Source organism: Arthrobacter sp. MA-N2, assembly GCF_000517125.1.
GTDB lineage: Bacteria > Actinomycetota > Actinomycetes > Actinomycetales > Micrococcaceae > Arthrobacter > Arthrobacter methylotrophus.
The window spans coordinates 80,415-103,398 of the sequence record NZ_KI912157.1; the positions used below are offsets into that span (position 1 = coordinate 80,415).

At 61.3% G+C, this 22,984-nt stretch carries 20 protein-coding genes and 4 pseudogenes; 14 read left to right on the top strand and 10 right to left on the bottom strand.

Annotated elements, in window-relative coordinates; genetic code table 11:
* Positions 1 to 597: 597 nt before the first annotated feature.
* Positions 598 to 810, bottom strand: a complete 213-nt coding sequence (locus tag A3M3_RS29130) for a hypothetical protein (protein ID WP_028268121.1) — start codon at positions 808 to 810, stop codon at positions 598 to 600.
* Between A3M3_RS29130 and A3M3_RS0121965 the strand changes: the two genes are divergently transcribed.
* Entirely contained in the window at positions 809 to 1,057 is a 249-nt protein-coding gene (locus A3M3_RS0121965) for a hypothetical protein (protein WP_028268122.1), read from the top strand. The genes A3M3_RS29130 and A3M3_RS0121965 overlap by 2 nt on opposite strands.
* On the opposite strand, the gene A3M3_RS0121970 is transcribed toward A3M3_RS0121965, so the two are convergent.
* From A3M3_RS0121970 to A3M3_RS0121980, 3 genes are all read right to left on the bottom strand, one after another.
* Positions 1,032 to 1,493, bottom strand: a complete 462-nt coding sequence (locus A3M3_RS0121970; RefSeq protein ID WP_155854512.1) for a hypothetical protein — start codon at positions 1,491 to 1,493, stop codon at positions 1,032 to 1,034. The genes A3M3_RS0121965 and A3M3_RS0121970 overlap by 26 nt on opposite strands.
* Positions 1,490 to 1,843 (bottom strand): hypothetical protein, encoded by a 354-nt coding sequence (locus A3M3_RS0121975; RefSeq protein WP_155854513.1) that lies wholly within the window; start codon positions 1,841 to 1,843, stop codon positions 1,490 to 1,492. Before A3M3_RS0121975 ends, A3M3_RS0121970 begins: the two co-directional genes overlap by 4 nt.
* An 832-nt stretch (positions 1,844 to 2,675) precedes the next feature.
* Complete coding sequence (locus A3M3_RS0121980; RefSeq protein ID WP_028268125.1) at positions 2,676 to 3,761, bottom strand: ATP-binding protein; 1,086 nt, start codon at positions 3,759 to 3,761, stop codon at positions 2,676 to 2,678.
* A gap of 139 nt (positions 3,762 to 3,900) precedes the next feature.
* Here A3M3_RS0121980 and A3M3_RS26430 point away from each other — a divergent pair, with 139 nt between their 5' ends.
* The 3 genes from A3M3_RS26430 (at position 3,901) to A3M3_RS0121995 (ending at position 6,157) form a co-directional block, all read left to right on the top strand.
* Complete coding sequence (locus tag A3M3_RS26430; protein WP_051423486.1) at positions 3,901 to 4,608, top strand: hypothetical protein; 708 nt, start codon at positions 3,901 to 3,903, stop codon at positions 4,606 to 4,608.
* Positions 4,609 to 5,290: 682 nt separating this feature from the next.
* A complete protein-coding gene (locus A3M3_RS26435; protein ID WP_231497399.1) occupies positions 5,291 to 5,800 on the top strand; it encodes a prevent-host-death protein in 510 nt (169 codons plus the stop codon).
* 3 nt (positions 5,801 to 5,803) lie between these two features.
* Entirely contained in the window at positions 5,804 to 6,157 is a 354-nt protein-coding gene (locus A3M3_RS0121995; protein ID WP_028268126.1) for a hypothetical protein, read from the top strand.
* Positions 6,158 to 6,571: 414 nt separating this feature from the next.
* On the opposite strand, the gene A3M3_RS0122000 is transcribed toward A3M3_RS0121995, so the two are convergent.
* The 4 genes from A3M3_RS0122000 to A3M3_RS0122020 form a co-directional block, all read right to left on the bottom strand.
* Positions 6,572 to 6,847: a type II toxin-antitoxin system Phd/YefM family antitoxin gene (locus A3M3_RS0122000; protein ID WP_028268127.1), complete on the bottom strand. Its 276-nt coding sequence runs from the start codon at positions 6,845 to 6,847 to the stop codon at positions 6,572 to 6,574.
* Positions 6,848 to 7,111: 264 nt separating this feature from the next.
* Positions 7,112 to 7,981 carry a hypothetical protein gene (locus A3M3_RS0122005; protein WP_028268128.1) on the bottom strand — a complete coding sequence of 290 codons (870 nt, stop codon included), beginning with the start codon at positions 7,979 to 7,981 and terminating at the stop codon, positions 7,112 to 7,114.
* A 454-nt stretch (positions 7,982 to 8,435) separates the two neighbouring features.
* Positions 8,436 to 8,741 (bottom strand): type II toxin-antitoxin system RelE family toxin, encoded by a 306-nt coding sequence (locus tag A3M3_RS26440; protein ID WP_269317347.1) that lies wholly within the window; start codon positions 8,739 to 8,741, stop codon positions 8,436 to 8,438.
* A 27-nt stretch (positions 8,742 to 8,768) separates the two neighbouring features.
* The gene (locus tag A3M3_RS0122020; RefSeq protein ID WP_028268129.1) at positions 8,769 to 9,161 is read right to left on the bottom strand and encodes a hypothetical protein; all 393 of its coding nucleotides are present in this window, start codon (positions 9,159 to 9,161) and stop codon (positions 8,769 to 8,771) included.
* A 700-nt stretch (positions 9,162 to 9,861) separates the two neighbouring features.
* Between A3M3_RS0122020 and A3M3_RS26445 the strand changes: the two genes are divergently transcribed.
* The 5 genes from A3M3_RS26445 to A3M3_RS26450 all read left to right on the top strand — a co-directional run bounded on the left by A3M3_RS26445 (position 9,862) and on the right by A3M3_RS26450 (position 16,131).
* Positions 9,862 to 10,623, top strand: a complete 762-nt coding sequence (locus A3M3_RS26445) for a GntR family transcriptional regulator (RefSeq protein WP_081737005.1) — start codon at positions 9,862 to 9,864, stop codon at positions 10,621 to 10,623.
* Between the two features lie 502 nt (positions 10,624 to 11,125).
* Positions 11,126 to 11,941, top strand: a complete 816-nt coding sequence (locus A3M3_RS0122035; protein WP_028268131.1) for an acetoacetate decarboxylase family protein — start codon at positions 11,126 to 11,128, stop codon at positions 11,939 to 11,941.
* 130 nt (positions 11,942 to 12,071) lie between these two features.
* Entirely contained in the window at positions 12,072 to 13,247 is a 1,176-nt protein-coding gene (locus tag A3M3_RS0122040) for an ABC transporter substrate-binding protein (protein ID WP_028268132.1), read from the top strand.
* Positions 13,244 to 15,019, top strand: coding sequence for an ABC transporter permease subunit (locus A3M3_RS0122045; protein WP_028268133.1), 1,776 nt, complete (start codon positions 13,244 to 13,246; stop codon positions 15,017 to 15,019). The genes A3M3_RS0122040 and A3M3_RS0122045 overlap by 4 nt, the downstream gene beginning before the upstream one ends.
* On the top strand, positions 15,016 to 16,131 hold the full coding sequence (locus tag A3M3_RS26450; RefSeq protein WP_051423487.1) for an ABC transporter ATP-binding protein: 1,116 nt from the start codon (positions 15,016 to 15,018) through the stop codon (positions 16,129 to 16,131). Before A3M3_RS0122045 ends, A3M3_RS26450 begins: the two co-directional genes overlap by 4 nt.
* 214 nt (positions 16,132 to 16,345) lie before the next feature.
* Here the strand turns inward: A3M3_RS26450 and A3M3_RS28305 are convergent, their stop codons facing one another.
* Positions 16,346 to 16,492: a hypothetical protein gene (locus A3M3_RS28305; RefSeq protein WP_155854515.1), complete on the bottom strand. Its 147-nt coding sequence runs from the start codon at positions 16,490 to 16,492 to the stop codon at positions 16,346 to 16,348.
* 136 nt (positions 16,493 to 16,628) lie between these two features.
* Positions 16,629 to 16,817, bottom strand: a pseudogene (locus A3M3_RS26455) (integrase core domain-containing protein); the annotation flags it as partial.
* Positions 16,818 to 16,953: 136 nt separating this feature from the next.
* Here A3M3_RS26455 and istA point away from each other — a divergent pair.
* From istA to A3M3_RS26470, 5 genes and pseudogenes are all read left to right on the top strand, one after another.
* Positions 16,954 to 17,658 (top strand): annotated as a pseudogene (gene istA / locus A3M3_RS26460) (IS21 family transposase); the annotation flags it as partial.
* 71 nt (positions 17,659 to 17,729) lie between these two features.
* The gene (locus A3M3_RS0122065; RefSeq protein WP_028268134.1) at positions 17,730 to 18,965 is read left to right on the top strand and encodes a tyrosine-type recombinase/integrase; all 1,236 of its coding nucleotides are present in this window, start codon (positions 17,730 to 17,732) and stop codon (positions 18,963 to 18,965) included.
* Positions 18,940 to 21,381, top strand: coding sequence for a site-specific integrase (locus A3M3_RS0122070; protein WP_155854246.1), 2,442 nt, complete (start codon positions 18,940 to 18,942; stop codon positions 21,379 to 21,381). Before A3M3_RS0122065 ends, A3M3_RS0122070 begins: the two co-directional genes overlap by 26 nt.
* Before the next feature lie 46 nt (positions 21,382 to 21,427).
* Positions 21,428 to 22,408: pseudogene (locus A3M3_RS26465) on the top strand (Mu transposase domain-containing protein); the annotation flags it as partial.
* Positions 22,405 to 22,980, top strand: a pseudogene (locus A3M3_RS26470) (ATP-binding protein); the annotation flags it as partial. The pseudogenes A3M3_RS26465 and A3M3_RS26470, both read left to right, overlap by 4 nt.
* Positions 22,981 to 22,984: the final 4 nt, after the last annotated feature.

Below are 22,984 nucleotides of genomic sequence, written 5' to 3' on the forward strand. Positions count from 1 at the left end.
GGCCCAAGGAGGAATGCAAGCGTCCGCAGCACAATGACCCTGGCCGGTTCAATCCGGCACTGCGGAACCGGGAGGCCGTGCTCGACCCGAGCCGTATTGAAGCGTCCGTCAAGGAATCCGCCGGGCCAGGGGACGTGGCTGAATTTCTGGTCACGATGATGGACACGCTGCGGGAGCACGTGAATGCTTTAGGCAGGTCCTTGGAGGAAAGCAACCTGGTGGCGGCCGTGGAGGCAGCGGTTAGCTTGGCGACACTGGCGTCGAAGGCAGGAGCTCGTCAGCTTGAACGGGACGGGCGCCTGATCGAAGCGTCCCTTAGAGCGGGGCGGACGGAGCGGGCACACCGACTCTGGCACCGCCTTCACGACAATCTCGGTGCACTGGATGAGGCACTGGGCCGGAGGTTTTCCGGTTCAGGCGCCGCTTGGAGGCTCCCCCCGGGACGTCGTAGAACCTAGCCTCCGTCTTGCGCGAAATCGGCTTGGCGTGAGTGTGGGGAGTCGGAGAAAGCAGTCCACCGTTCCTCCTCAGGAGCCGAGCGCAGCGGCTGGCCCATCGCTCGTCAACGGAGAGCGACCTCGCGGGTTTTCAAACTGATCAGTCAAAGCGGCCCCGGCCAAGCGCCGGAACGTTGAGAGGGACGGAATGCCGGTAGTCCTTGGCTCTCAGCTCGTCAATGTGCCGAAACGCGATGAGTGCTTGCTCGATGCCGACGCTCCCAAGCGGCTTTTTCAGGGTCTTCCAGTACTCGCGAAGTGGACTCCTCTTCCGCAAGTTCAGCGGGGTATTGAAGTTCACATCGGTGACCATGACCAGCCGAACGCTTTGGCGCAAGGCGGTGGCCTTCGATCTCAAGCCTGAACTGTTCGACATCTTCACACCTGTCCGCGGATCCTTTTCGTGCCTTCGTGACAAGAGAGTTGAGCGATTCGGCGAGATCCTTCGACAAGTAGTCGTGCAGCGCGGGGCGCTCAAACTTTGCCGCGATCCTCGCAGCCAGGTCGAGTTCGTCGTCTTCGCCGGCGAAGCCTTCAACGGGGCTGCTCCCAACGAGTGATCCTTTGCTGAGCGGTACCGAGATGCGTAAATCGATGCCCCCATTCCTTCCCCGGGACTGGGGGCATGGTCAGGTAGACGTATTCGACGATCTCGCCGTTGCGGGCCTGGCGGGCCTTCTGTGAGTCGAAGACTGCCTCTAAATCCCGCACGGGGCAGACCTGGACGAAGGGATGGCGCCGGCCCGGCCCTGCCGCCGCGATGTCGCAGGTTTGGGAGACCACCGCGAAATAAGCCGTGTCACAGATGTCAGCAGCGGAGGCAAGCAGCCCGTGGCCATGTTCGGGGAAGTTGTCACCGGTCACCGGGTCCACACGGCGGGCTGTCGCCAACCAGGTTCCGAGGTTGACGCGTATCAGATGCCCTTGCCGCCACATGTCGAGTGCAGCGACAGCTTCCTCCGGCCAAGGATCGGGCAGCAGGTTATCGACCGTCAACGGCGCCCACCTCGCTCGACCACGGTGACCTTCGGCTTGCCGGCTTTTGCGATCGGTACGTCAATGTCCGGGCTGACGCCCAGACGGCGAGACGCTCCCATCGCCCGCCGCTCTGGTCTTGGCATCGCGGCGGCGAGGTCCAAGAGGTCCTCGAAACGGCCGTCCCAGAGCGCAGCCTCCCGCTCCAGCGACTCGTACAGCCACGCAGCGACCGGTCGGCCGATTTCCTCTCGAAGATCGACTAGGGCGTTGGCGAGATGCCACAGGGTTCCAAGGCTTGCCGGCCGCGGTCGCAGTCTGCCCGACATCGCCCAGAAACGCCGCGAGGTCGTGGACCGTGCCTGCGCCAAGAAACTCGGGCTGGCCGATATCTAACTGGGCCATCCAAACGGCTGGCGGTGGTGCCAAGTCGAAGTCGTCCTGGTTCCACGGGGCGCCATCGGCGGGATCTTCAGGGGCTGTTCTCAATGCGTCAAACCCATCGAAGCGCCCTTCAACGCTGGATGGCTACGGACCGGCGGGGCCCGTGGTGAGCACCCAAGAGTTGAAGCCCATCCAACCCCTGCGATTTCGCACGGTGACGGCCGGGAAATTCCTCGGGCGCGGACCGTCGTCGCGGTTGTCATGGAATGCCGCGGAAGAATCGCCCCCTTCCGAAGGAAGGCTCCACGTGAGCTCTGAGAGTGTCTCTGGCACTGCATCACGGTTTTGTCGAACACGAAGCGTCCCCCGAGTAGCAGGCCCTTGAGGAGCTACTTGCGGAAACCGGGCTCGAGGCGAAGGATATTCTCGTTCTTCGGCATGGCCCTGCGTTGGTGATCAACGATGCTTCTGGAACACCCAGGCTGATCCACACATTTACAGCCGTAACTGAAACGCGTCGACTGAAGATTGACTGGGAACATGACTGGCGGGTCATGCCCGCGAAGCGATTCCCAGATCCTCGCGTGCACGCCACCGATCGTCTGTTCAGGGATGTGCTGTCCTCGGCCCAACGGCAAAACGCGGTCTCAACACGCAACAGGCCGATATCCTCATCAACCACAGTCGTCGACCAGTCCAATCTAAGGCCGGCCGCCAGCGTTCACCGAACCGCGCCTGACCTGCTAGAACAGGAGTTCTTGCATTGGACGAAACACGAAACCCGTCTTGGTCAACGCCGACAATGGACGTTCTGTCAATCTACTCGCGAAGGTATTGGCGGAGCCCGGGGATTGCGAAGTCCACTTTGCCGTAGCCTGCGGACTCGATCAGGCCCGCAGCTATGAGCCTGTTCCGGTACTTGGACACGACATTGGGCTTGGCCTTGATGATGGCTCCGATCTGGCCGGCTGCGGAGGGACCATCCTGGGCGGCCATCGCGTCGAGGAACTCGCGGTCTTTGTCAGAAATGTCCGAGAGCGCCGACTCGACGACCACCAGGGTGTTCCGTCTTTGGGCGGCAGCGATTGCACGCCGGACGCTGCTTTGGTCCAGTTTCCATCCTGCCTTGTCGGCTTCGAGCCAGAGGTAGTAGCCCACCAGTTGGATCAGGAAGGGATACCCCTCGGTGGCTTCCGCGGCTTGATTGATGAGGTCGGGGGAGATGCTGATGCCTCCCTGGCTGAAGAGCTCTCTGTACGAGGCGGTGACTTCGGTGATGGCTGCTTCGTGGAGATTGATCCTGTCGGCGCGCCGCAGGAAGGTGGCGACGCCTTCGTTGAGGAGGTCGGACACGGCTGAGGGGAGGCCGGCGAAGATCAGGCCGATGGGCAGCCGGTCGCGGATGAAGTGCTGGACGTCGGCGGCCAGTTGCGATATCTCCGTCCTGTCGACGGCATGGATCTCGTCAATGGTGATGACCAGTCCTGTGCCTTGTGCGTCCAGCAGGTGCAGCAGTTCGTTCCCGGTGCGGCGCCAGTCGGCCGCCCGTTCCGGAGGAAGCTGGGTTGTCAGGCCGAACCCTGCCGCGGAAAAGGCTGTAATTTTCCGGGCAGGAGGCCCGTCCCCGAGCTCCTCGACGAGAGCGAGCATGTCGTCGCCGACTCCGGCCAGGAACCCGGGTGTGGCTGTCCGGGAGATGACGGCCCAGCCGTGAGCCCGTGCGATCCCTTCGGCCGCGCTCAACATGACTGTCTTGCCGATGCCCCTGGATCCCGTGATGATGGTCAGAAGGCCGGGTGCTCCGGAACCTTGCTGCAGGCCATACTCGAACTCGTCCAAAAGCCCGGCCCGCCCTACCAATGCAGGGGGAGTCGCTCCGGCCGTCGGCTTGAAGGGGTTCTGCACCAGACCTCTTAGGGGAATGTAGGTGAAACTAGGTGAAAGTGGTGAAAGTGGTGAAACTTCTGCCACGATACGGGAGCGGTGTCGTCCCGGCAAGTCCATGCTCCGGGAGCCGCAGAGGTAAGACGGTAACATCGGGGCCATGACCGGGGAAGAGAATTATGTCGAGCACGCGCTGCAGGTCGGGGCGGGACTTAGGGGACTGACCCTGGAGCAGTTAGGTTTCGAACCGCGTCTGGAGGATCTGACTGAGGATCAGCGGTGCCGCCTGGACGCTGATGACCTCGAATGGGCGGGCTCAATCACCCCGGAGCGGCGAGACAGGAGCCTTTTCCAGGCAAAGCTCCTGGCTGGCGCCTTATGGGAGGCCTCCGCCGTCCTGATCGACCAGCTTTTCGAGGATCTCAACGGTTTACGGGACCTTGCCCGGGTTGATCGCCACGACATCGCCAACACCTTCGTCCTGTCCGGACTGCCACCCAGGCACGCCGACAAATACGACGTCCGCTTCGCACAGCAGTTTCTGGTCATAGCTGCGGATATGACCGCGGCGCTGACCCGCGGCTGGACCCCTCTTTCCTGCGTCGCCCAGGAACTGGCGCTCCGCTGCCTTTTTGACCAGGTCGAGGTCATTCAGGACCTGTATTGCCTCGATCTTGCAGAGGACTGGCGTGGTCTACTTGAACAACACATGCTCGAAGACACGGACAGCGAGATGCTCTACCAGAACGCCATGGACGGCTTCGAAAGCGACATCGAATTGAACATGCAACTGGGCCTCGCCCCAATGAAAATCCAGGACTGGTTCGAGCCATTCAACGACGCCTCCGTCCCGCCCTACGTGCTCTGAAGCACAGAATGGCTCCCGCGCCCGCCACCGTTCTAAGTACGGTGGCGGATGCACACCCGGCCGATTGTCGGAAGACGTCCTATGGCCGATTCGCCGTTGGTGCACCGCAGGCAGAGGTGGCGTTCGAGGACGCGTTGGCCGCGGATCGAGCTTCGCGCGGCGAAAGGACTGCTGTGGAGCCGACCGAGCTGGTGCCAGACATTGACTCGGTCGGGCTCAGATCTCATGATCGTGTGGGCCATGGTCCCGTTCTGGCTGACTGCTCGTTCAATGTCGCCGATCGTTGTGGCGTTGCGCCGTGCATGGGGGCCGCGTAGCTGTTGAGGCTTTCGCCGCCAAATAGACGGGTCGGAACGGGAAGAGGCTGGACGATCATCAGGCTCTCTTGAGCCCGCGTCCGCTGCGCCGCGCCGCGCCTTGCTCGGGCTGCCTGTTGATGTGTGATGTTCTGGAGAGGCGTAGTCGGTGGCCGTGGCATCAAGACCTCGGTCGGTTTTCTCCGAGCCCTCGATGATGGCTCCAATGGCAGCATCGGAGAGCAGAGCGCGCAACGCCCCTCTGCTTAAGCGGGGAACTGGCCGGCCGAATACTTCGAGGTCCAGACACTGGAGGAGCCGTAACCGTCATCCCCCGCGCTTAGCGCCCATAGACTTCAGAACACGTTCTGAGTTAGTGTTGGTATATGAGCGCAGCAACAAAATCACGAAAGACCTTCCAGTCTTCCGAAACCCCAGCGACATTCCAGCCCTTCAAGACCCGGACGTCGTTCCAGTCTTCTGAACTGAGCCGCTCCTCCGCTGATGTTTTTGCAGCAGCGGCAGACCACCCTGTCCGGGTCACCCGCCGTGACGGCGAGTCCCTCGTGCTGATGTCCGAGAGTGCAGATGCGGCACGCATTTCACTGCTGGAACTGGCAGCCCAGCTCGTTGCAGTCTCAACAAGCACGGAGGGAACGCTTGCAGCCCGCATGAGCGACCGCTTCCCGTGGATGCTTGCCCTGAGCCCAGCTGACCGGAAGGCTTGTGCCGATGATGTCCTGGCGGCAGCGAGGGCGTCCTTTGCCACCAATCAGCCTCATCTGGCCATTGCAGAACTGACCTCATGGCGCGAGACTGCCACGGCCATCGCAGCCGGTCTCGGCAAGAAACCTGTGGAGTGGCTCGACGACCCGGAAGCCGTCGAGCGTCCGTAGAGCATGGCGAAGAGTGAGAAGGGCGAAAAGGTTGAGCGACCGACGAAGAAGAGTGAGTACGAACTTCGGTTTGCCTCCGTCCAAGCGCGGCGCGGCTGGACAGATCTGAAAGCCACGATCAGGAATCCCCTGGTCGACGCCTGGGATTTTCTGACCCAGACCCCTGAACAGATAACCCCCTTCAACTACCCTCTACGCGGCGAACTAGGCCTTGTGAAGCGTAGCGGCGCCACCCATAAGCGGTGGCAGCACAAGCCCACACTCAAGGGTGATGCCCGCATCTGGTTCTACGTCGTGGATCACGTGGTCTTTCTTGAGCAGGTCCATACAAGCCATCCCAACGAGACCAAGAGTTGAGTGATCACGCATCCGTGAACAGCACGGATCACCCGTGACCACCGGACGGTGCCGCACGAACCCCCATAAGGAATCCTCCTACGGGCATGCCCCGCGGCCTTCTCCGCGCTCAAGCCGCGCAGCCCGTAAGGAACTGACACCTTTTGATGAGACAGCCGAGGCCACCGTTGTCTCATTCAACCTGTCAGTTCCCACGTCGCGGCTGATCACTATGTTGAGGCACTCTCCTCGAAGAGAGCGGACAAGCGCGGTTTGTAGACGTCGGAGCGGTGTTCGATGCGGTGGACGTAGAGGGTGTGCTCTTCTATGGCTAGGGTGCACAGCACCCTGTAGTCGCCGCGCCGTGCCGTGCGGAGTCCGCCGGGCTGGTGACCTCAACGTTCCATGGTGCGGGGCTCGTGGATTCTGGGTCGGTCACCGCGGCGGCAGCCCGAATTCACGGCGGAGGTCCGCACCGCTGACCGCGTTGCCGTCGACGATGTCACGCCGGGCCTGGTCCAAGTCTTCGCGGATGCCCGGCTGCGAGAGCCAGTGGATGGTTTCCTGCAGGGATTCCAGGTCGTCGGCGGACATCAGCACGGCCGACGGGTGCCCGTGCCTGGTGATCTGAATGATCTCGTGCGTCGTGTCTGCTTCCTCCACGAGGGCGGACAGCTTGTCCTTCGCTTCGCTAAGCGGTACGGTTCTCATGAACGAAATTATAGCCTGATATCAGGCCATCAACTAGCCTTACTTTTAGCCGATAACAATGATTTCGTCAACCTGAGCCCGGGGGAGATGGCGATCACACCGCTCACCGCGTTTCGTATAGAGATCTCAACGCGGCATGTGAGAAGACAGCTCACAGTGTTGCTGGGCTGCAACCCAACCCCACCTAGAACAGGGCTGCTGTTGACGCGGTGGTGCAGAATTCCTAACGGACTCAACCAGCGATGTGGCCCGTTGCGGCGAATCCTACCGGGAACCGGGTCTGAAGAGGCGGCTCCTGCCGGGAACCTTATTGTTGTCGGGCCGTTGCCCGATGTTGGGAGTCGAGGGACGGGGCGGGTTCACCTGGTAGTGGAAATAGCGGATGTCGTCGGTCGAGCCAAGGCGATGGTACTTCGACGGAGTGGCGATGGCGACGCCGAAGTGGAGGTGTTCGTTCACATCCGCCTCAGTGAAGCGGTATGAGAACTCCACGCCGTCACCGCGGGCGACTTCGGTTTGTGCGGTACTGACGTGGCGCGAGTTGGTCTTCTGGATCTTCCAGATGACCGGGTTGCCGTCGGCAGAGAAGGCGCTGCCGGTGAACGTCATTTCTTCGCCGACATCGACGCGGGCGATCGGCTTGTCGTAGCCGTGCTCGCTCGTGGTGAGCCCAGAGTTGCCTAAGCTGTCCCGCACCTTCTCGATTAGTGGGTAGTACACCGTCGATCCGTCGAGGTCATTGCGGTAGCGCGAGACCTGGGCGCGCAGCTGCCCAGCAATGCCGGACACGAGATCGCGCTCAAAGATCATGAGGTCTCGGCTGTGAGCGATGGTGTTGCGGACATCCTCGACGATCCCGAAGTGCACCTCGGTGCGCTTCTTATCCTTGAACACCGGCTGGAAGGACTCCCAGTTTCGGAGCACGATTTGCGTCAAATGGTAGGTCTCGGTGTACTCGATGAGCTCGTCTGAGGTGACCGCGCCATCACGCCGCTTGGCCTCGGCCTCGCGCTTCTCCTCGAGCCTTGCGCAGTCGGGCGCACCCGACGCCGTGAGCCATCCGTCGCCGAGTACTTTATAGATGGACAGCCGCAGTGCTGTTTCTATTCCCCGAAGTGCATCAGTCGCGTCCATAGAATGAATCGTATCGACACCCTGCGACCGCGTCGTTGCTCTCGAGCCACCCAAACGCGACACCTGCCTTTAGACACCTGCCTTTACAAGGAATGATCGGGAACCGGGCGTCACGGATGGCTGCCCCACATGACGACATGCTCGGCATCTCGATTAGCGCTAAATGGGGGCGAAATCCGGTGGGAGCGCGGCGTCTCCAAGTCGTCGTTGGATGGCGGCCGGAGTTGGAGCTCCGGCAGACGGTGCCTCAAATCCGCTAATCGGCCCTGCCAAGTGGCCGGCGAAAGGTCCCTGAGGGAACATGTCCTGCGTCGGCCGCGCCTGACCCGAGCTGCAAGGCCTATACGGAACTGACACGTTTGATGAGACAGCCGGGTATTTCTCTTGTCTCATTCAACCTGTCAAATCCCACGTCGGAACTGACAACTATGTTGAGACCGGACAAAGAGTTCAGCTAACGCGGCTTGTAGACGTCGGACCGGTGTTCGATGCGGTGGATGTACAGGATGTGCCCTTCGATGTCCAGGGTGAACAGCACCCTGTAGTCGCCGCGCCGGGCGGTGCGGAGTCCGAGCAGTTCGTTCGTTAGGGACTTGCTCAGCCGGTGGGGATCGCCGGCAAGTGCGCCGGTGACGAATTCGATGATCGCTGCCGCTGCTTTCTCCGGCAGCCGCCTGCCATTGGTTGCCCATTCCCAGCCGCTCCACGCCCAAGGGTCGGGACGGAACCCGATCCGCCATACCCGGTTATGCGGGACCACCGACGTTAGTTGTTCAACCCCCACCCGTCAGCCTGCTGCCGCAAATGCCCGCGCGGCGGCAAGGACCGCCTGAGCCGCGTCCTCGACCTTGCCTTCGCGCAGCAGCCGCGCCGGCGGCACGTCGTCCAGCTGCGGATTCATCCCCTGAAACCATGCCTGGACCACCGTGCGGGAGTCACTCTCAGCCAAAAGCGCTGCCACGTGATAGGCATGGCGCAGCCGGGTCATCACCTCAGCGGACGGCTTCCTTTCACCGTCCGCCCATTGGCGCACAGCGCGGGTTTCCTTCACGGAGCCGATATAGGCGACGAGCTTCGCTCCCAAGATGTCCCGCAGCTCGCGAACTAGCTCAGCCTCGGGAAGCCGGATCGAATCCTGATGCGCCTTTAGCCCACCACGGGCTCCTGCAACAGCTGTCATATCCTCATGGTCGCACGAAACGCGCACCGAATCAACGTGCGAATCACACCCAAAATCACAGTTCTAGAACGCCGATAACGGACGCTACGTCGTCCTGCATGGCAGGACGGGATCGTTTTCCCGCGAAGGTGCTGTCCTTTCTGCCCGCGCCATGAGGTCGGCTCCATGGCATGAAGGGCGGGACGCGCGCGCTGGCGCACCTGGAAGGGTGAACGCGCTGATTGCGGCTTTTGAATCGCTCGCCCTTGGTGGGAGCTTCGGTGAAGGACTTCTCCTCGCGGCAAGCCGCGTTGTACGGAATGGCCATCCAAGTTGCGACGGTTCCTGCCTGTCCTGTCTCAACTTAGATGGCATTTTCCTACGTCAACGTGGCCAACGAGACTAAGGCTGGGCACTATGTCCGGTCTCAGTCTCGTTGATGTCCTGTCTCATCATTCGTCCCGCCGGAGAAAGAGGCCGAATTGTCAACCCCGTCCGCAAAAATCTGACACGCCAGGAAGTCAGTAAGCCCCGATCCTGCCGAACCCCGCCCTCCGCCATGGAGATTCGGCCGCTCGATTTCATGCAACGAAATCAACCTGTTGCCGCCATATGGGACCTCTAAACATGGAACCCGTAGGTAGTACAATTCGTTGCGTTGCCATGTCGTTATTATCACGGTGACTTGTGCTTCGATGTTCCACGGAAATGAGGAGTCAACGTGTCCCGGCCAGCACCTAAAATCCTTCGCGGCGTTCGAGTTCCCTATTACGAGCAGCTCAAAGTCCTCCTCTTGAAGGAAATTAAATCTGAGGGAATGAAGCCGGGGGACATGCTGCCCTCGGAAAGCGAAATGTGCGAACGCTACGAGGTCTCGCGCACTGTTGTCCGGCAGGCGATCGGCGAGCTCGTCAACGAAGGGGTCCTGTTCCGCCAGCATGGCAAGGGAACATTTATTGCCCACACCAAGGTGCGAGAGCAGTTCATGCAAAGCACCGTGGGCTTCTTTGAAGATCTCTCGCTCCGGGGCCACTCGGTGAAGAGTAAAGTGATCAGCTGTCAGCTGGTCGAGGCGGGCAACTCCGTGGCCCAGGCGCTCGAAATTGAGCCCGGCTCCGCATGCACCGAGGTTACCCGGCTGCGCTATGTCAATAAGGAATTAGTCGTATTCACCAAGTCTTATATCAACAGCGGCGACCATAACTTGGTCGCCGATCTCCTCGACTCTGACCTCTCCGTCAATTCTCTCTACCGAACTCTTGAGGACCATTGGGGACTTCGGATCGAATCAGGTCGGAGATCTTTGGAGGTCGTGAGCGCTAGCGGAATGCTTCCGGCAATACTTGAAATCAAACCTGGTGCCCCCGTTCTTTACATCGAATCGGTCGGGCGTGATGCTAGCGGGCGTCCGATCGAGTTCTTCCAGGCATGGCACCGGATCGACCGGACACGTCTGGAGATGGATGTGGTCCGCCTTAAGTAAAAAGCGGAAGGGTCCGCTGCTCAAAGGCCATCGCTACTCGGATAGCAGCAGTATTGGTGGTGGTCTGATCGCGCACTCGGCTTTTTCACGAAGGCGTCGTCCTCGTCCTCGCCATGGCCCGTCGAGTGGAGCCTCCACCCCAGCGGATGAAAGAGATGAGGGGCGGGCCGGAGCCCCGGTAGCAATCGTGTGCGGGGCTGCTGACGTCATATGCCGTAGCGGAGCGCCACTCCGCCACATTCCCTCCTGCCGACCTAACCGGAAAAACACCCCGAGCACCGTTAACCGGTCAAGCTCCGCCTGGTCATTTCGTCATCGGACTCCGTTCTCCGGCGTCTTCAGACGGTGGAAAGTGCCATTGACACGACCAACTCAGCATGTCATCATCATGTGATGACAACCACATAGCCAGTCCAAGGTTGTCTAAAAAGTCAACCGGCCACTGCGTGCCGGCCCGCCCGATTCAATCTCGTCCCGCACAACCGGAGAGGTCTAGAGCGCCATGGTGAAGAAGCAAGCAGAAGTAGTTCGAGGATTCGAGCTTGATTGGCTCGCGTGCGAACAGGGTCCCGAGGAAGTGATGCGGTCGAACAGCGATTTCATGGTCATCACGGCCAAGGGCGACCTTGAGCAGCTCAACAAATGGGTGCCCGCACCCTTGGCGGCCACAGGGGACGTGATCATCGACCTCGTCTACCTCAATGAGACAGTCCATGACGGCGTCAAAACGTGGGAGTACCCCTTCTACGATTTCAACATCGGGATCGTGGCGAAGCTCACGGAGCCGCCATACACCGAAGGCGTGTTCCTCGTCCAGAGTTACGTCGACGATGATTTCTCTCTGGTCTTCGGCCGGGAAGTGTGGGGCTACCCGAAGAAGATGGGTGACTTCGAAGTCTCTCCGCATCCGAAGGAGGAATCGAGCCGATACGAGTACTCGGTGTCTCGTCGGGGCACAGAGCTGGTTTCCGTCACGCTCGACGGCCTTGAGACCATCCCCGCACAGGAGTTCCCCGGACACGGGGTTGGTTACACGATCTGCTTTCGACAAGTGCCGTCCCCAGATGCAGTCGCGATTGAGAAGCAGCAGCTCGTCTTCGTCAAGGTGGAGACGGACGCAACCGAGGCCAAGAAGGGCATTGGCACTGTCGCGATCAAGGATGGTCCCTTCGACCAACTTGGCATCGGTCCGCTGGCTGATGTCACCGCCTACTTCGCGAGGGGCGCCGTGAGGCATCACGGAATCAACAATCTCGTCGTTGAGGCCAAGGAACTCGCCCGGCCGCTCGACGTGTCGCGCGCTGGAGTCCCCGCGTAACCTCGGAAGCCGCTGTAGCCATATTTCGAGCAGCACGCTTCCTGGTAAGACCGCCGTGAGCTAGCTGTGCTTCGCATTCTTGCTATGGATCATTCGACTCGTAGACCCCGTAGAAAGGACGTCTGACGCGATGTCTAAAAATTTGTTTCAGCAGGATCCGCCCCTCGACAATCGGTCAGGGGGTAATTACCTGCCAAGAAGGCTCCTGCTGAAGCGGGGTGGACAACTGCTGGGCGTAGCGACTGCTCTCGGACTTGCCGAAACCCTTTCGGGTTGCGGCAGCAACGCCAGCGCCGACGCCGCAGCAGCGCCCGACGCAGGTATCACCCTGGACCAAGTCACCAACGCGCGTGGGACTGCAAAAATAATTGGCTGGCAGTTCTATCATGCACCGGAGCTCGATACTGCCAATGTAAAAAGCCAGTGGGGTTACATCGGAGGTAATGAAGACACCATTACAAAGACGGCGCAGCCGGGCGCAATCGACCTCGTCACTATGACGAATGGATACGACGACCAGCTACTGGCAGCCAAACGAGTCATTCCAACGAACCCGGCGTTGTTGTCCAACTGGGAAAATATCAACCCAACGTTCCGGAACTGGCCCGAGATAAGCCGGAATGGTTCGGTACTCAGCATCCCGCTGCAATGGAGCTACGGTTATATGCAGTGGGACGCGCGATTCACGACCGAACCAAAGAGCCTGGATGACCTTTTCTCCCCGAAGCTTGCGAGAAAAGTGGGACTCCCGGATGACCCATACGCCGTAATCACCACGTTTGCACGCCTCCTCGGTTACGCGGACCCGCAGAAGCTGAAGCCGAACGAATTCCAAAAGGTCGTTGACACCCTCAATCGTTTCAAGTCACAGCTCCTCACCTTGCATCAGTATGGCGAGGAGCCGGCGCTTCTAGCCCGTGGCGACATTTGGGTTGATTTGCCGTGTTACGCGTCTTCGTTCCTGGATGCACGTAAAGCGGGCGCAAAAATGGAAACGAGCCTTCTTGGATCGTGGTCTTACCTGGATTGCTGCACCGTGGTGCGGGGGGCGGATATACCGGTGGCTTTGTCCTTCATCAATAACACGCTGGAGACGGGTGCGCAGGCGGCCTTAGCGACCAAGGCCTGGTCCTTCCCAGTTGTCGACAGTGCACTGTACGGCGTACCAAAGGAGCTTCAGTTCTCCAGCCTGGACGCGATTCTCAGCAAGGCACCGCTCCAGCCCGGCGTGCCGTTTGACAACAACAGTGGCTTTGTTTCATTCCCGGAATGGATCAAGGCATGGGAAAGGTTCAAGGCTCTATGAACCTGACCGCTGACGTCCCTCGGCAAACAGCAGACCGTAAGGAAAAGCTAGCGTTACTCGCGTTACCATTTTGGGTATACGTCCTGGGTGTCCTTGCCCTTCCATTGGCGATCTTGGCGCTCTACAGCTTCTGGGAGGCGGGGTTCTTCACGGTAACCAGAAATATCACTGCGGCGAACTACGCCGAGGTCTTGGGTTCGCCGCTATATCTGACATTGATCGCAAAAAGCCTTGCAGTTGGCGCCATTGCGGCTGCTTGTATGACTGTCCTGGCGTTCGTCCTCGCATACGCTATTACCTTCAGACTGGGCAGGTTTGGAAAGCCGGTATTGTTCGCTATCGCACTGTCGTTGCTGGCGTCATACATCGTTCGGGTCTACGCGTGGGGTACGATCCTCGGCACCAACGGGATCGTAAACAGCACGCTGATGTCCCTGCACATCGTAGATAAGCCGATTGGATTCTTGTTCTATGGCTATTTCGCGATTGTCGTGACGCTGGTGTACGTGTACTTGCCAATCGCAACATTGGTCATTTACGGCGGCCTGCAAGATATCGATCCCCGCATCGTGGAAGCCGCCCAGGATTTGGGAGCGGGACGCGTTCGGCGCATGTTGCAGATCACGGTCCCATTGGCGATGCCTGCAATGAAGGCAGCTTTCGCCCTCACCTTTGTATTAGCGACGACTGACTACATCACCCCGCAGCTTGTTGGAGGTATCTCCGGCCAGATGGTGGGATCGGTCATCAAGGACCAATTCGGCGGTGCGGCGAACCTGCCTTTGGGTGCTGCGTTGGCATTCGTAGCCGTCGGGTCCGTCTTTGTTGCCCTCGGCTGCTTCGGGCTCCTGCAGAAAGGCGTAGCGGCTATGATCCCCGCTACAGCCTCGCGTTTCCGGCATCTTATGGCTGGTGCCCGGGGAATTCCGAATGGTAAGAATCTTCTGACAGGTACTCGGACCTCGCTTTTCCGTCGATTCCCGATAGTGCAGATAGCATCCGTACTTATTCTGATATTCCTTGCTGCACCCCTACTGGTCCTCATCGCGTTCTCCTTTAATAGTTCGCCAGTTCCGAGTCTTCCGTTCACGGGCTTCACGGGCCACTGGTACGCGTCCATTATTCAGACGACGGGATTCGATGCGGCTTTGGGGAACAGTCTGATTCTCATGGGTGCGTCGGTGGTTGGTGGTCTAGCTCTTGGGGTACCCACGGCATTCGTACTGGTCCGGAGTCGTCGGCGCCGTCTGACCTCGGCCGCACTGACGCCGGCGGTCTACGCTCCGGTAGCAGTGCCGGGCGTTATGATTGGAATAGCACTTCTTACAGCGGCCGCCTTCCTGAATCTGGAAGTCGGCCTGGCAGCCAGTGCCCTCGCACACATTCTTATAGCAACGCCTTACATTGTTCTGGTGCTGCGATCGCGGCTGCTCTCTATGGATATACGAATCGAAGAGGCTGCCAGGGACCTCGGAGCGAGTCAGCTCAAGGTCTTCTTTGACATGACCCTCACGTTGCTTAAACCATCGCTGATCGCCGCGGCTTTGTTGGCCGCCGCTGTGTCTCTTGACGAGCTGTTAGTCACCAACTTCACGATAGGTACGGGGACCACATTGCCCGTATGGGTATTAGGCCAGATCCGGAGAGGACTGACGCCAGGCATCAATGCGCTGGCTGTAATGCTCTTAGTCGCATCATTGTTGATCATCGGCGGCGTCGCGGTTTTGCTCCGCGGCAGCCTTGTAAATGCATTAAGGGGCAGTAAACGATGAGCTTGGTTTCATTGCAGGGCGTCGGAAAGGACTTCGGCGGTACGACGGCGTTGGGGCCGATTGATCTAGAGATCGAGGAAGGGGAGTTCCTGACGTTGCTCGGACCTTCAGGGTGTGGAAAATCCACGTTGCTGCGTATCTTGGGTGGTCTCGAACAGCCGTCCCGGGGTCAAGTCATGTACGGGGGCCAAGACTTGGTTCGTGTTCCCCCAGACAAGCGGCCATTCAACCTTGTATTCCAGAATTATGCCTTGTTTCCTCACATGACTGTGTTCGACAACGTCGCCTACGGGTTGCGGGTCTCCAAAACCCCGGAGAGCGAAGTCCGACGCCGTGTCAGCGCTATGCTCGAAATGGTTGATCTTACGCCGCTCGGCGGCCGACACCCACGACTTCTATCCGGGGGCCAGCAGCAGCGGGTCGCATTGGCTCGGGCACTCGTGAATGAGCCACGGCTCCTCCTCCTGGACGAGCCGCTAGGAGCATTGGATCTGCAGCTCCGTAAGCGGATGCAGGAAGAGTTACGGAGCATTCAGGCACGACTGGGAACTACGTTTATCTACGTGACCCACGCGCAGGATGAAGCGATGAGCTTGAGCCACCGGGTCGCGTTGATGCTTCACGGGGAAATAAAACAAATAGGAACCCCGTTCGAGATTTACCGCCACCCACAGTCTCAATATGTCGCAGAGTTTGTTGGTGATACGAGTCTGGTTCCCTGTCGAGTGATTCACAGTGGTGACGAGAACGCGGAAATCGAGTGGGCCTCGGGTTCGCGCGAGTTCTTCCCGCATTACTTGAGTTCGCCCTGGACGGTCGGAGAACAGGCGTTCGTTTCGCTGCGTCCTGAATCGATCACCATTGCCCCAGGGCAGGAGGGAATGTTGGGCGGGAAAGTAGCCGGCGTCATGTTTCGCGGCGCAGGTTTCCGATATGCAATCCAGTTGGCAGATGGAACAGATATCTGGGTAGATTCACCTAGCGCGGTGTCCGGCATCGCCGTTGGCGACACCGTCGGGGTGTCTGCTTTGCCAGGGGCGGGTGTCCTCGTTCGCGCTGATGAAAGCGCAAGTGCGATTGTCGACTCGCCTGGCATCAAGCAGCCAGCCTGACACCCTATCGGCTGGCGCATCCCCTTGAGGTTCCCGCTCTCCTGGAAAATTGGTGGCGGCACGAGCTGTTGGGTGTTGCGGCGTTAGAGCGTACGCAACTCCCAACAGCTCGGTTAATTCAGTGCACGTGTGGGTCAGGGAAAGTGACTGTCGGCTAGATGTGCCATTCTCAGTGTTATTTGGGAGCCGTCACAGCTATGACGGACTGCGGCGCTCATAGCCTGGGGCGTTCGCCTGTATCGAGGTAACGGAGCGGCAGGGACAGGTGCGTTTTAGCCTCACCTGCGTTCGGGTGCCGGCCGGCGTCCTGACCGATTCCGAGCACCGAGGCCAGAACCTCATGAAGGGGGTTGGTCTCCACGAGGGCTTCGACCCTAGTCCCAATCTCGTTGCGCTGGCGGTCGGGAGAGCGGCATTTCCGCCACTCTTGGCAATAGCGTCCCGGTCGCGCCGGCGCCGGGGTGAGGGTGGTTGGGCCCCCGTTAGCAGTCCAGCGTCTATGCGATAGCTAATTGGTTTTCTTGCGTCCAGTTTTCCCAGTAGCGTTTCGGCGTCATGCCGTCCAGGGATCCGTGGGGCCGTTCATGATTGTAGATAGCTTTCCATTCCTCGGCCAAATACTGCGCTTCGGCCATGGTGTCCATGATTTCTCCGGAGAGTTGCTCCCTTCTGAACTGGGCTGAATATGGCAGTTTGATTCAGGACCGGTGTGACGGCTTGAACCAGGACCACCCACGACTCGCCGGTTGCTTGTGACGGTTTGAGTCAGGACCACCCCCAGTGTTGTTTTCATCTGATGAAAGCGAGCATTGGGAGGTCCGGATGAGGGTGCGCATGGAGCTGTTTGCCAGGATCCGCAGAGACGCCCGCGTTGAGGGCCTGTCGATCCGTGGGCTGGCAAAGCGGTATCAGATCGGCAGGGACACAGTCCGGCAGGCATTGTCGGATCCTCTCCCGCCGGCGCGGAAGACGCCAATGAGGTCATCGCCCCGGCTGGACCCTTTCAAGACGGCGATCGATGCCATGCTGACCGAGGACACCACCGCGCCGAGGAAGCAGCGCCACACCGCCAAGAGGATCCTGGCCCGGCTCATTGAGGAGCGCGGAGCGGCCGATCTGTCGTATTCGACGGTGCGAGACTACGTGCGGGTCCGCCGGGCGCAGATAGATGTGGAGGCCGGCCGCCGGGTGGAAGTGTTTGTCCCGCAGGAACACGCCCCGGGCGCGGAGGCCGAGGTGGACTTCGGGGAACTCTGGGTCGTCCTGAATGGGGTCAAGACCAAGTGCCACATGTTCGTCTTTCGGCTCTCCCACTCGGGCAAGGCCATCCACCGGATCTACCCGACGCAGGCCCAGGAAGCCTTTCTGGAAGGCCACATCGAAGCGTTCCAGGTCTTGGGCGGTATCCCGACCAAGCACATCCGGTATGACAATCTCACCAGCGCGGTCACCGCGGTGGTGTTCGGGCAGGGCCGGCAGCGCCTGGAAAATGACCGGTGGGTTCTGTTCCGCTCCCACTACCCGTTTACTGAACTACGACACGCGTTTGTGCTGGTTGACGCCTAGATTCTGGTTCGCTGACTACGGTCTGTCTTGTGATGAGCGAAGACGTGGACAGAGACCTGGCTCGACTGTCGGTGCCGCTGGTAGGGGCGGTTGAAAGCACAGGGGACCTGTGTCGGCCGTGTCGGCTAGTTGATGCCGGAGGCGCACCGATCGCGGCGGTATCGGCGTTCTTCGACGAGTTGCAGGCGGCAGGCAGATCGGCCTCGACGCTGCGTTCCTACGGGATGGACCTGCTGCGGTGGTTCCGCTTCCTCTGGGAGATCGACGTCGCCTGGAACCGGGCGAGCCGGGTCGAGGCCCGTGACTTCGCCCGCTGGATGCTGGTATCGGGCAAGCCGCAACGATCGCATTGGCGCAGGCCCGGCGAATCAGTGAAGCGCCGGGCGAAGCCGGTCCCGTATTCGCCCGCGGTCCGGGCACACACCGAGACGGTGCTGCGCCGGTTCTACGACTTCCACCTCGACACAGGAACCGGGCCACTGCTCAACCCGTTCCCGTTGGAGCGTCCACGGCGCGGGGGTCGTGCGCATGCCCATCACAATCCAATGGAGCCCCACCGAAACGAACGCAGCGGCCTGTTCCGGCCGCGACTTGCCTCGAGGATCCCGCGCAGCATTCCTGACGCGAAATTCAACGAGATCTTTGCGCGCCTGCCCTCACATCGGGATCGTGCGCTGGTTGCCTTCTATGTCTCCACCGGGGCCAGGGCCTCGGAGCTGTTGTCGGCCCTGCGCAGCGGTGTTGATCCGGGCCGGCAGGTGATCACAGTGATCCGGAAAGGCTCGGGGGCGAGTCAGGAGCTGCCGGCTTCAACTGACGCGTTCGTTTGGCTCCGGCTCTATGAGCTCGAGATGCAAGGACGCCTGCCGAAAGGGCGATCGATGCCGATCTGGTGGACGCTCCGGGAGCCCTATCGTCCCCTGACTTACCATGCGGCGCACCGAATGTTCGAGCGGGCGGTCCGTGCGGCAGGGAGCGATGCGACGCTCCACGGGCTGCGGCATACGGCGGCCTACCGGATGGCCGAAGACCCGAATCTGCCATTGACCGATGTCCAGTTCGTGCTCGGGCACGCGCTGCTGACGACCACGCAGATCTACCTCACTCCGCGCAAGCAGGAAGTAATCCGGCGGGTCTTGGAGCACCACGAGCAACAGACCCGCCAAGCCGAGCGCCGGGCAGTTCCAGCGCCGGCACCGGGCTATGCGCCCGAGACCCTGCAAATCCTGTTCGGAAGGTCACATGACTATGACTGTCCTGGTCGTTGACGATCCCAAAGCTCACCGCAGTACCCAGCAGGTCACCGCACCACTGCTGAGCGAATCACTTCGGGCCCGGCCGACCGCCACGCGCTGGGCTGCAACGATGCTGGACCGGGACGCAGCGTTGACCCGCATGAGATCGCGACATGTAGAGGCGAGCGATCACATCAAGATCCCCCGTCAGGGCAGTCAATGGGTTCTGGACTGGCTTGACGAGCATCCGGGCGCGACGTGGCAGGAACGATGGTCGGCGACCGGCGTTGAAGCAGCAGGTCGGCCCTGGCGGCAGATTCCCCTGGCCTGGCTGCGAAACCTAGGCAGGGAGAGCCAATGGAATGACGAACAGTTCCTCCGCTCGCTCCACATCGTATTCGGCGCCGACCTGATCCGCCCCTCACTCTCCTGGCTCTGCATCGCGGCATTCGGGTCCGGGTCCTTGGCCCGGACTATGGCGGCCATGCGCGACCCTGCCGGATTCGCCGAACTCCGGGCCAAATGCACCGCCGACCCGAACGTCTCCCAGACTGCACTGACCCGCAACCTATACCGCGCCGCCGCGCTGGTCTCGGCCATGGGCGGGACGATCAGCGACATCACCCCCGGTGATGTCGTGGAAGTATTGGACGCCGAAGCCTCCACGCGCGGCACCACTATCGGCTCGACCGGCCTGTTCTACCGGCTGCTGCACGAGATGGGCTCCTTCGGACCCGACGCGCCAGCCACGTTGCGCCACTTGCGCGTCGCCGGACAGAAAACCCCCGAACAGATGATCGACCAGTACCAACTCTCTTCCGACCACATCCGCGGTCTCTTGATCGCTTACCTCAAGGAACGCCAGGCAAGCCTCGACTACAGTAGTCTGACCTCGATCACCTACCACTTGGCGGGGCTGTTCTGGGCCGATCTGGAACGCCATCACCCGGGCATTGACAGCCTCGACCTCCCCGCCGGCGTCGCCGCGGCCTGGAAGCGGAGACTGCGCACCATCACCCGTTCCGTCACCGACTCCGATGGCCGTAAACGTGATGCCGAAGTCGAGCGGGTCAGTTACCGCGAATGCCTGACTCCTGTCCGGGCGCTCTACCTCGACCTGGCTCAGTGGGCCGTCGAGGACCCGGCCCGCTGGGCGCACTGGGTCGCCCCTTGCCCGATCGGAAGGGAGGAGATCGACCGCCGGAAGGCCAAGCGCCACCTGAAGTCCCGCATGGACGCCCGCACGCGAGAACGCCTACCGGTCCTGCCAGTCCTGGTCGAGAGCGTGAACCGGCGCCGGAAGGAAGCCGCCGAACTGTTCGAATCAGCAACCCGGACGGCCCCGGGAGCGACGTTCACCGCGGCCGGTCAAAACCTGATGCGAGTGGCTCCATCCCGAGCGGCTGCCGTGAAGATCTGGGCAGTCGAACCCGACACCGGTCAGCGGCGCGATTTGGGTCGCGAGGAAGAACACGCGTTCTGGGCTTTCGCCGCCGTCGAGACCCTTCGGGCTACCGGGATCCGCGTCGAGGAACTCACCGAACTGTCCCACCACAGTCTGATCCAATACCGGCTGCCCACCACCGGAGAAATCGTTCCCTTGCTGCAGATCGCGCCGTCAAAGACCGATACCGAGCGGCTGCTGGTGGTCAGTCCCGAACTAGCCGACGTCCTCAGCCTGATCATCCGCCGCGTCCAGAACCCGAAGACCGGAGCCATTCCGCTGGTCGAAGCATACGACGACCACGAGCGAGTCTGGAGACCAGCGGCGCCTCTCCTTTTCCAGCGCCGCGTCGTGGGCGAGCACCGCGCGATGAGCGCGGGACTGATCCGCAAACTGCTCACCGCAGCCTTGGAACATTCCGGCCTGGTCAATCCCGTCACGGGAGAACCGCTGCACTTCACACCGCACGACTTTAGAAGGCTGTTCATCACCGAAGCCGTCCTCAGTGGGCTGCCGCCACACATCGCGCAGATCATTGCCGGCCACCGAGACATCAACGTCACCATGGGCTACAAGGCCGTCTACCCCACCGAGGCCATCGACGCCCACCTGGCATTCCTCGCCCGCAGACGGTCGCTACGGCCCAGCGAGGAATACCGCACCCCCACCGAAGAAGAATGGAAAGAGTTCCTCGGGCACTTCGAGAAACGCAAAGTCGCGGCCGGGACCTGCGGACGAGCGTTCGGAACACCTTGCATCCACGAGCACGCCTGCATCCGCTGCCCGATGCTTTGGCCCGACCCTGCCCAGCATGGCCGGCTCCTCGAGATCCGCGACAACCTCCTTGCCCGCATCGCCGAGGCTGAACGGGAAGGATGGATCGGCGAGATCGAAGGCCTGCAAGTCAGTCTCGCAGGAGCCGAAGACAAACTCGCCCAGGCTCAACGGCGCCGGACGGGCCAACCGACTGTCTCTCTCGGGTTGCCCTCCGCCAAGAAAATTTGATCATCACCGACAGCGCCAGCCATCCCTTTCGAGCGAGTTCAGAGAATTTGGTTTCGACCCGTTCTACTGTCAGCCCGGTATCGCCGGAGCTCATGAGAAGGGCGGGGTCGAGGGCGAGGTGGGGTGGTTCCGCCGCAACCGGCTCTCGCCCATGCCTGTCGCTGAGTCTCTGGATGAGCTCAACGACCGCATCCGGGCCTGGGAAGCCCTGGACGATGCCCGGCGGATCAATGACAGGATCCGCACCATCGGCCAGGACCTCGCCGCCGAGCAGCCGCTCCTGGCGCCGCTGCCGGCAGAGGTCTTCGACCCGGGCCTTGTCCTGACACCGCGGGTGGACCGGTCCTCGCTGATCACCGTGCGGATGGTGAAGTATTCCGTCCCGGCCCGGTTCATCGGCCGGAAAGTCCGGGTGTCCCTGCGGGCCTCCGAGGTCGTAGTGTTCGACGGCCGCACCGTGGCCGCCAGGCATCCGCGGATCGTTGCCAAAGGTGGGCAGTCGGTGCAGCTGGATCACTACCTGGAGGTCCTCAAGACCAAGCCCGGTGCGTTGCCCGGTTCCACCGCTCTGGCCCGGGCGCGGGAGTCCGGGACGTTCACCAGTGCCCATGAGGCGTTCTGGGCGGCGTCCCGCCGGGTCAACGGCGATGCCGACGGCACCCGTGAACTCATCGACGTGCTACTGCTCCACCGTTCCATGTACGCCGCCGATGTCCAGGCAGGGATCACCGCGGCGCTGGGGGTGGGGGCTGTCAGTGCCGATGTCGTCGCAGTCGAAGCCCGCAGACACGCAACGGTTGCTTCCGGGGGTGGGTCCGGTTCGGACCGACATCCCGGTGCTCACGATGAAGTCAATGTGCAACGGGTTGTCAGTCTCACCCAGCGCCGGCTCATGGACCCGGCCGCCGTCATCGCAGGGCTCCCGCCGGACACACGGCCCCTGCCATCGGTCAGCGCCTACGACGAGCTGCTGGCCAAACGCACCGAACACCCCGCAGGAACAGCGTCGAAGGAGAACATCTCATGAGTCCCACCGCACCGGCCACCACCATCACGCCGACCCTGCGCCGGCGGCGCGGCCTGACCGAACAGGCCGCCGTCGCTGCCGTGGACCAGGCCTGCCGCCGGCTGCGCCTGCCCACGGTCCGGGCAGTCCTGGACGAGGCCCTGAGCGTCGCCGGCAAAGAACAACTCAGCTATCAGGGGTTCCTGGCCGAGCTACTGCTGGCCGAGTGTGATGACCGGGATCGGCGCTCCTCCATCCGCCGCGTCAAAGCCGCCAACTTCCCCCGGGACAAGTGGCTCGGGGATTTCGACTTCGACGCCAACCCGAACATCAACCCCGCCACCATCCACACCCTCGCGACCGGGGACTGGATCCGCAAAGGTGCACCACTTTGCCTCATCGGGGACTCCGGGACGGGAAAATCCCATCTACTCATCGGCCTTGGCACGGCCGCGGCAGAGAAGGGCTACCGGGTCAAATACACCCTGGCGACCAGGCTCGTGAACGAACTCGTCGAAGCCGCCGACGAAAAGATGCTGGCCAAAACCATCGCCCGCTACGGCCGCGTCGACCTGCTCTGCATCGACGACCTCTTGT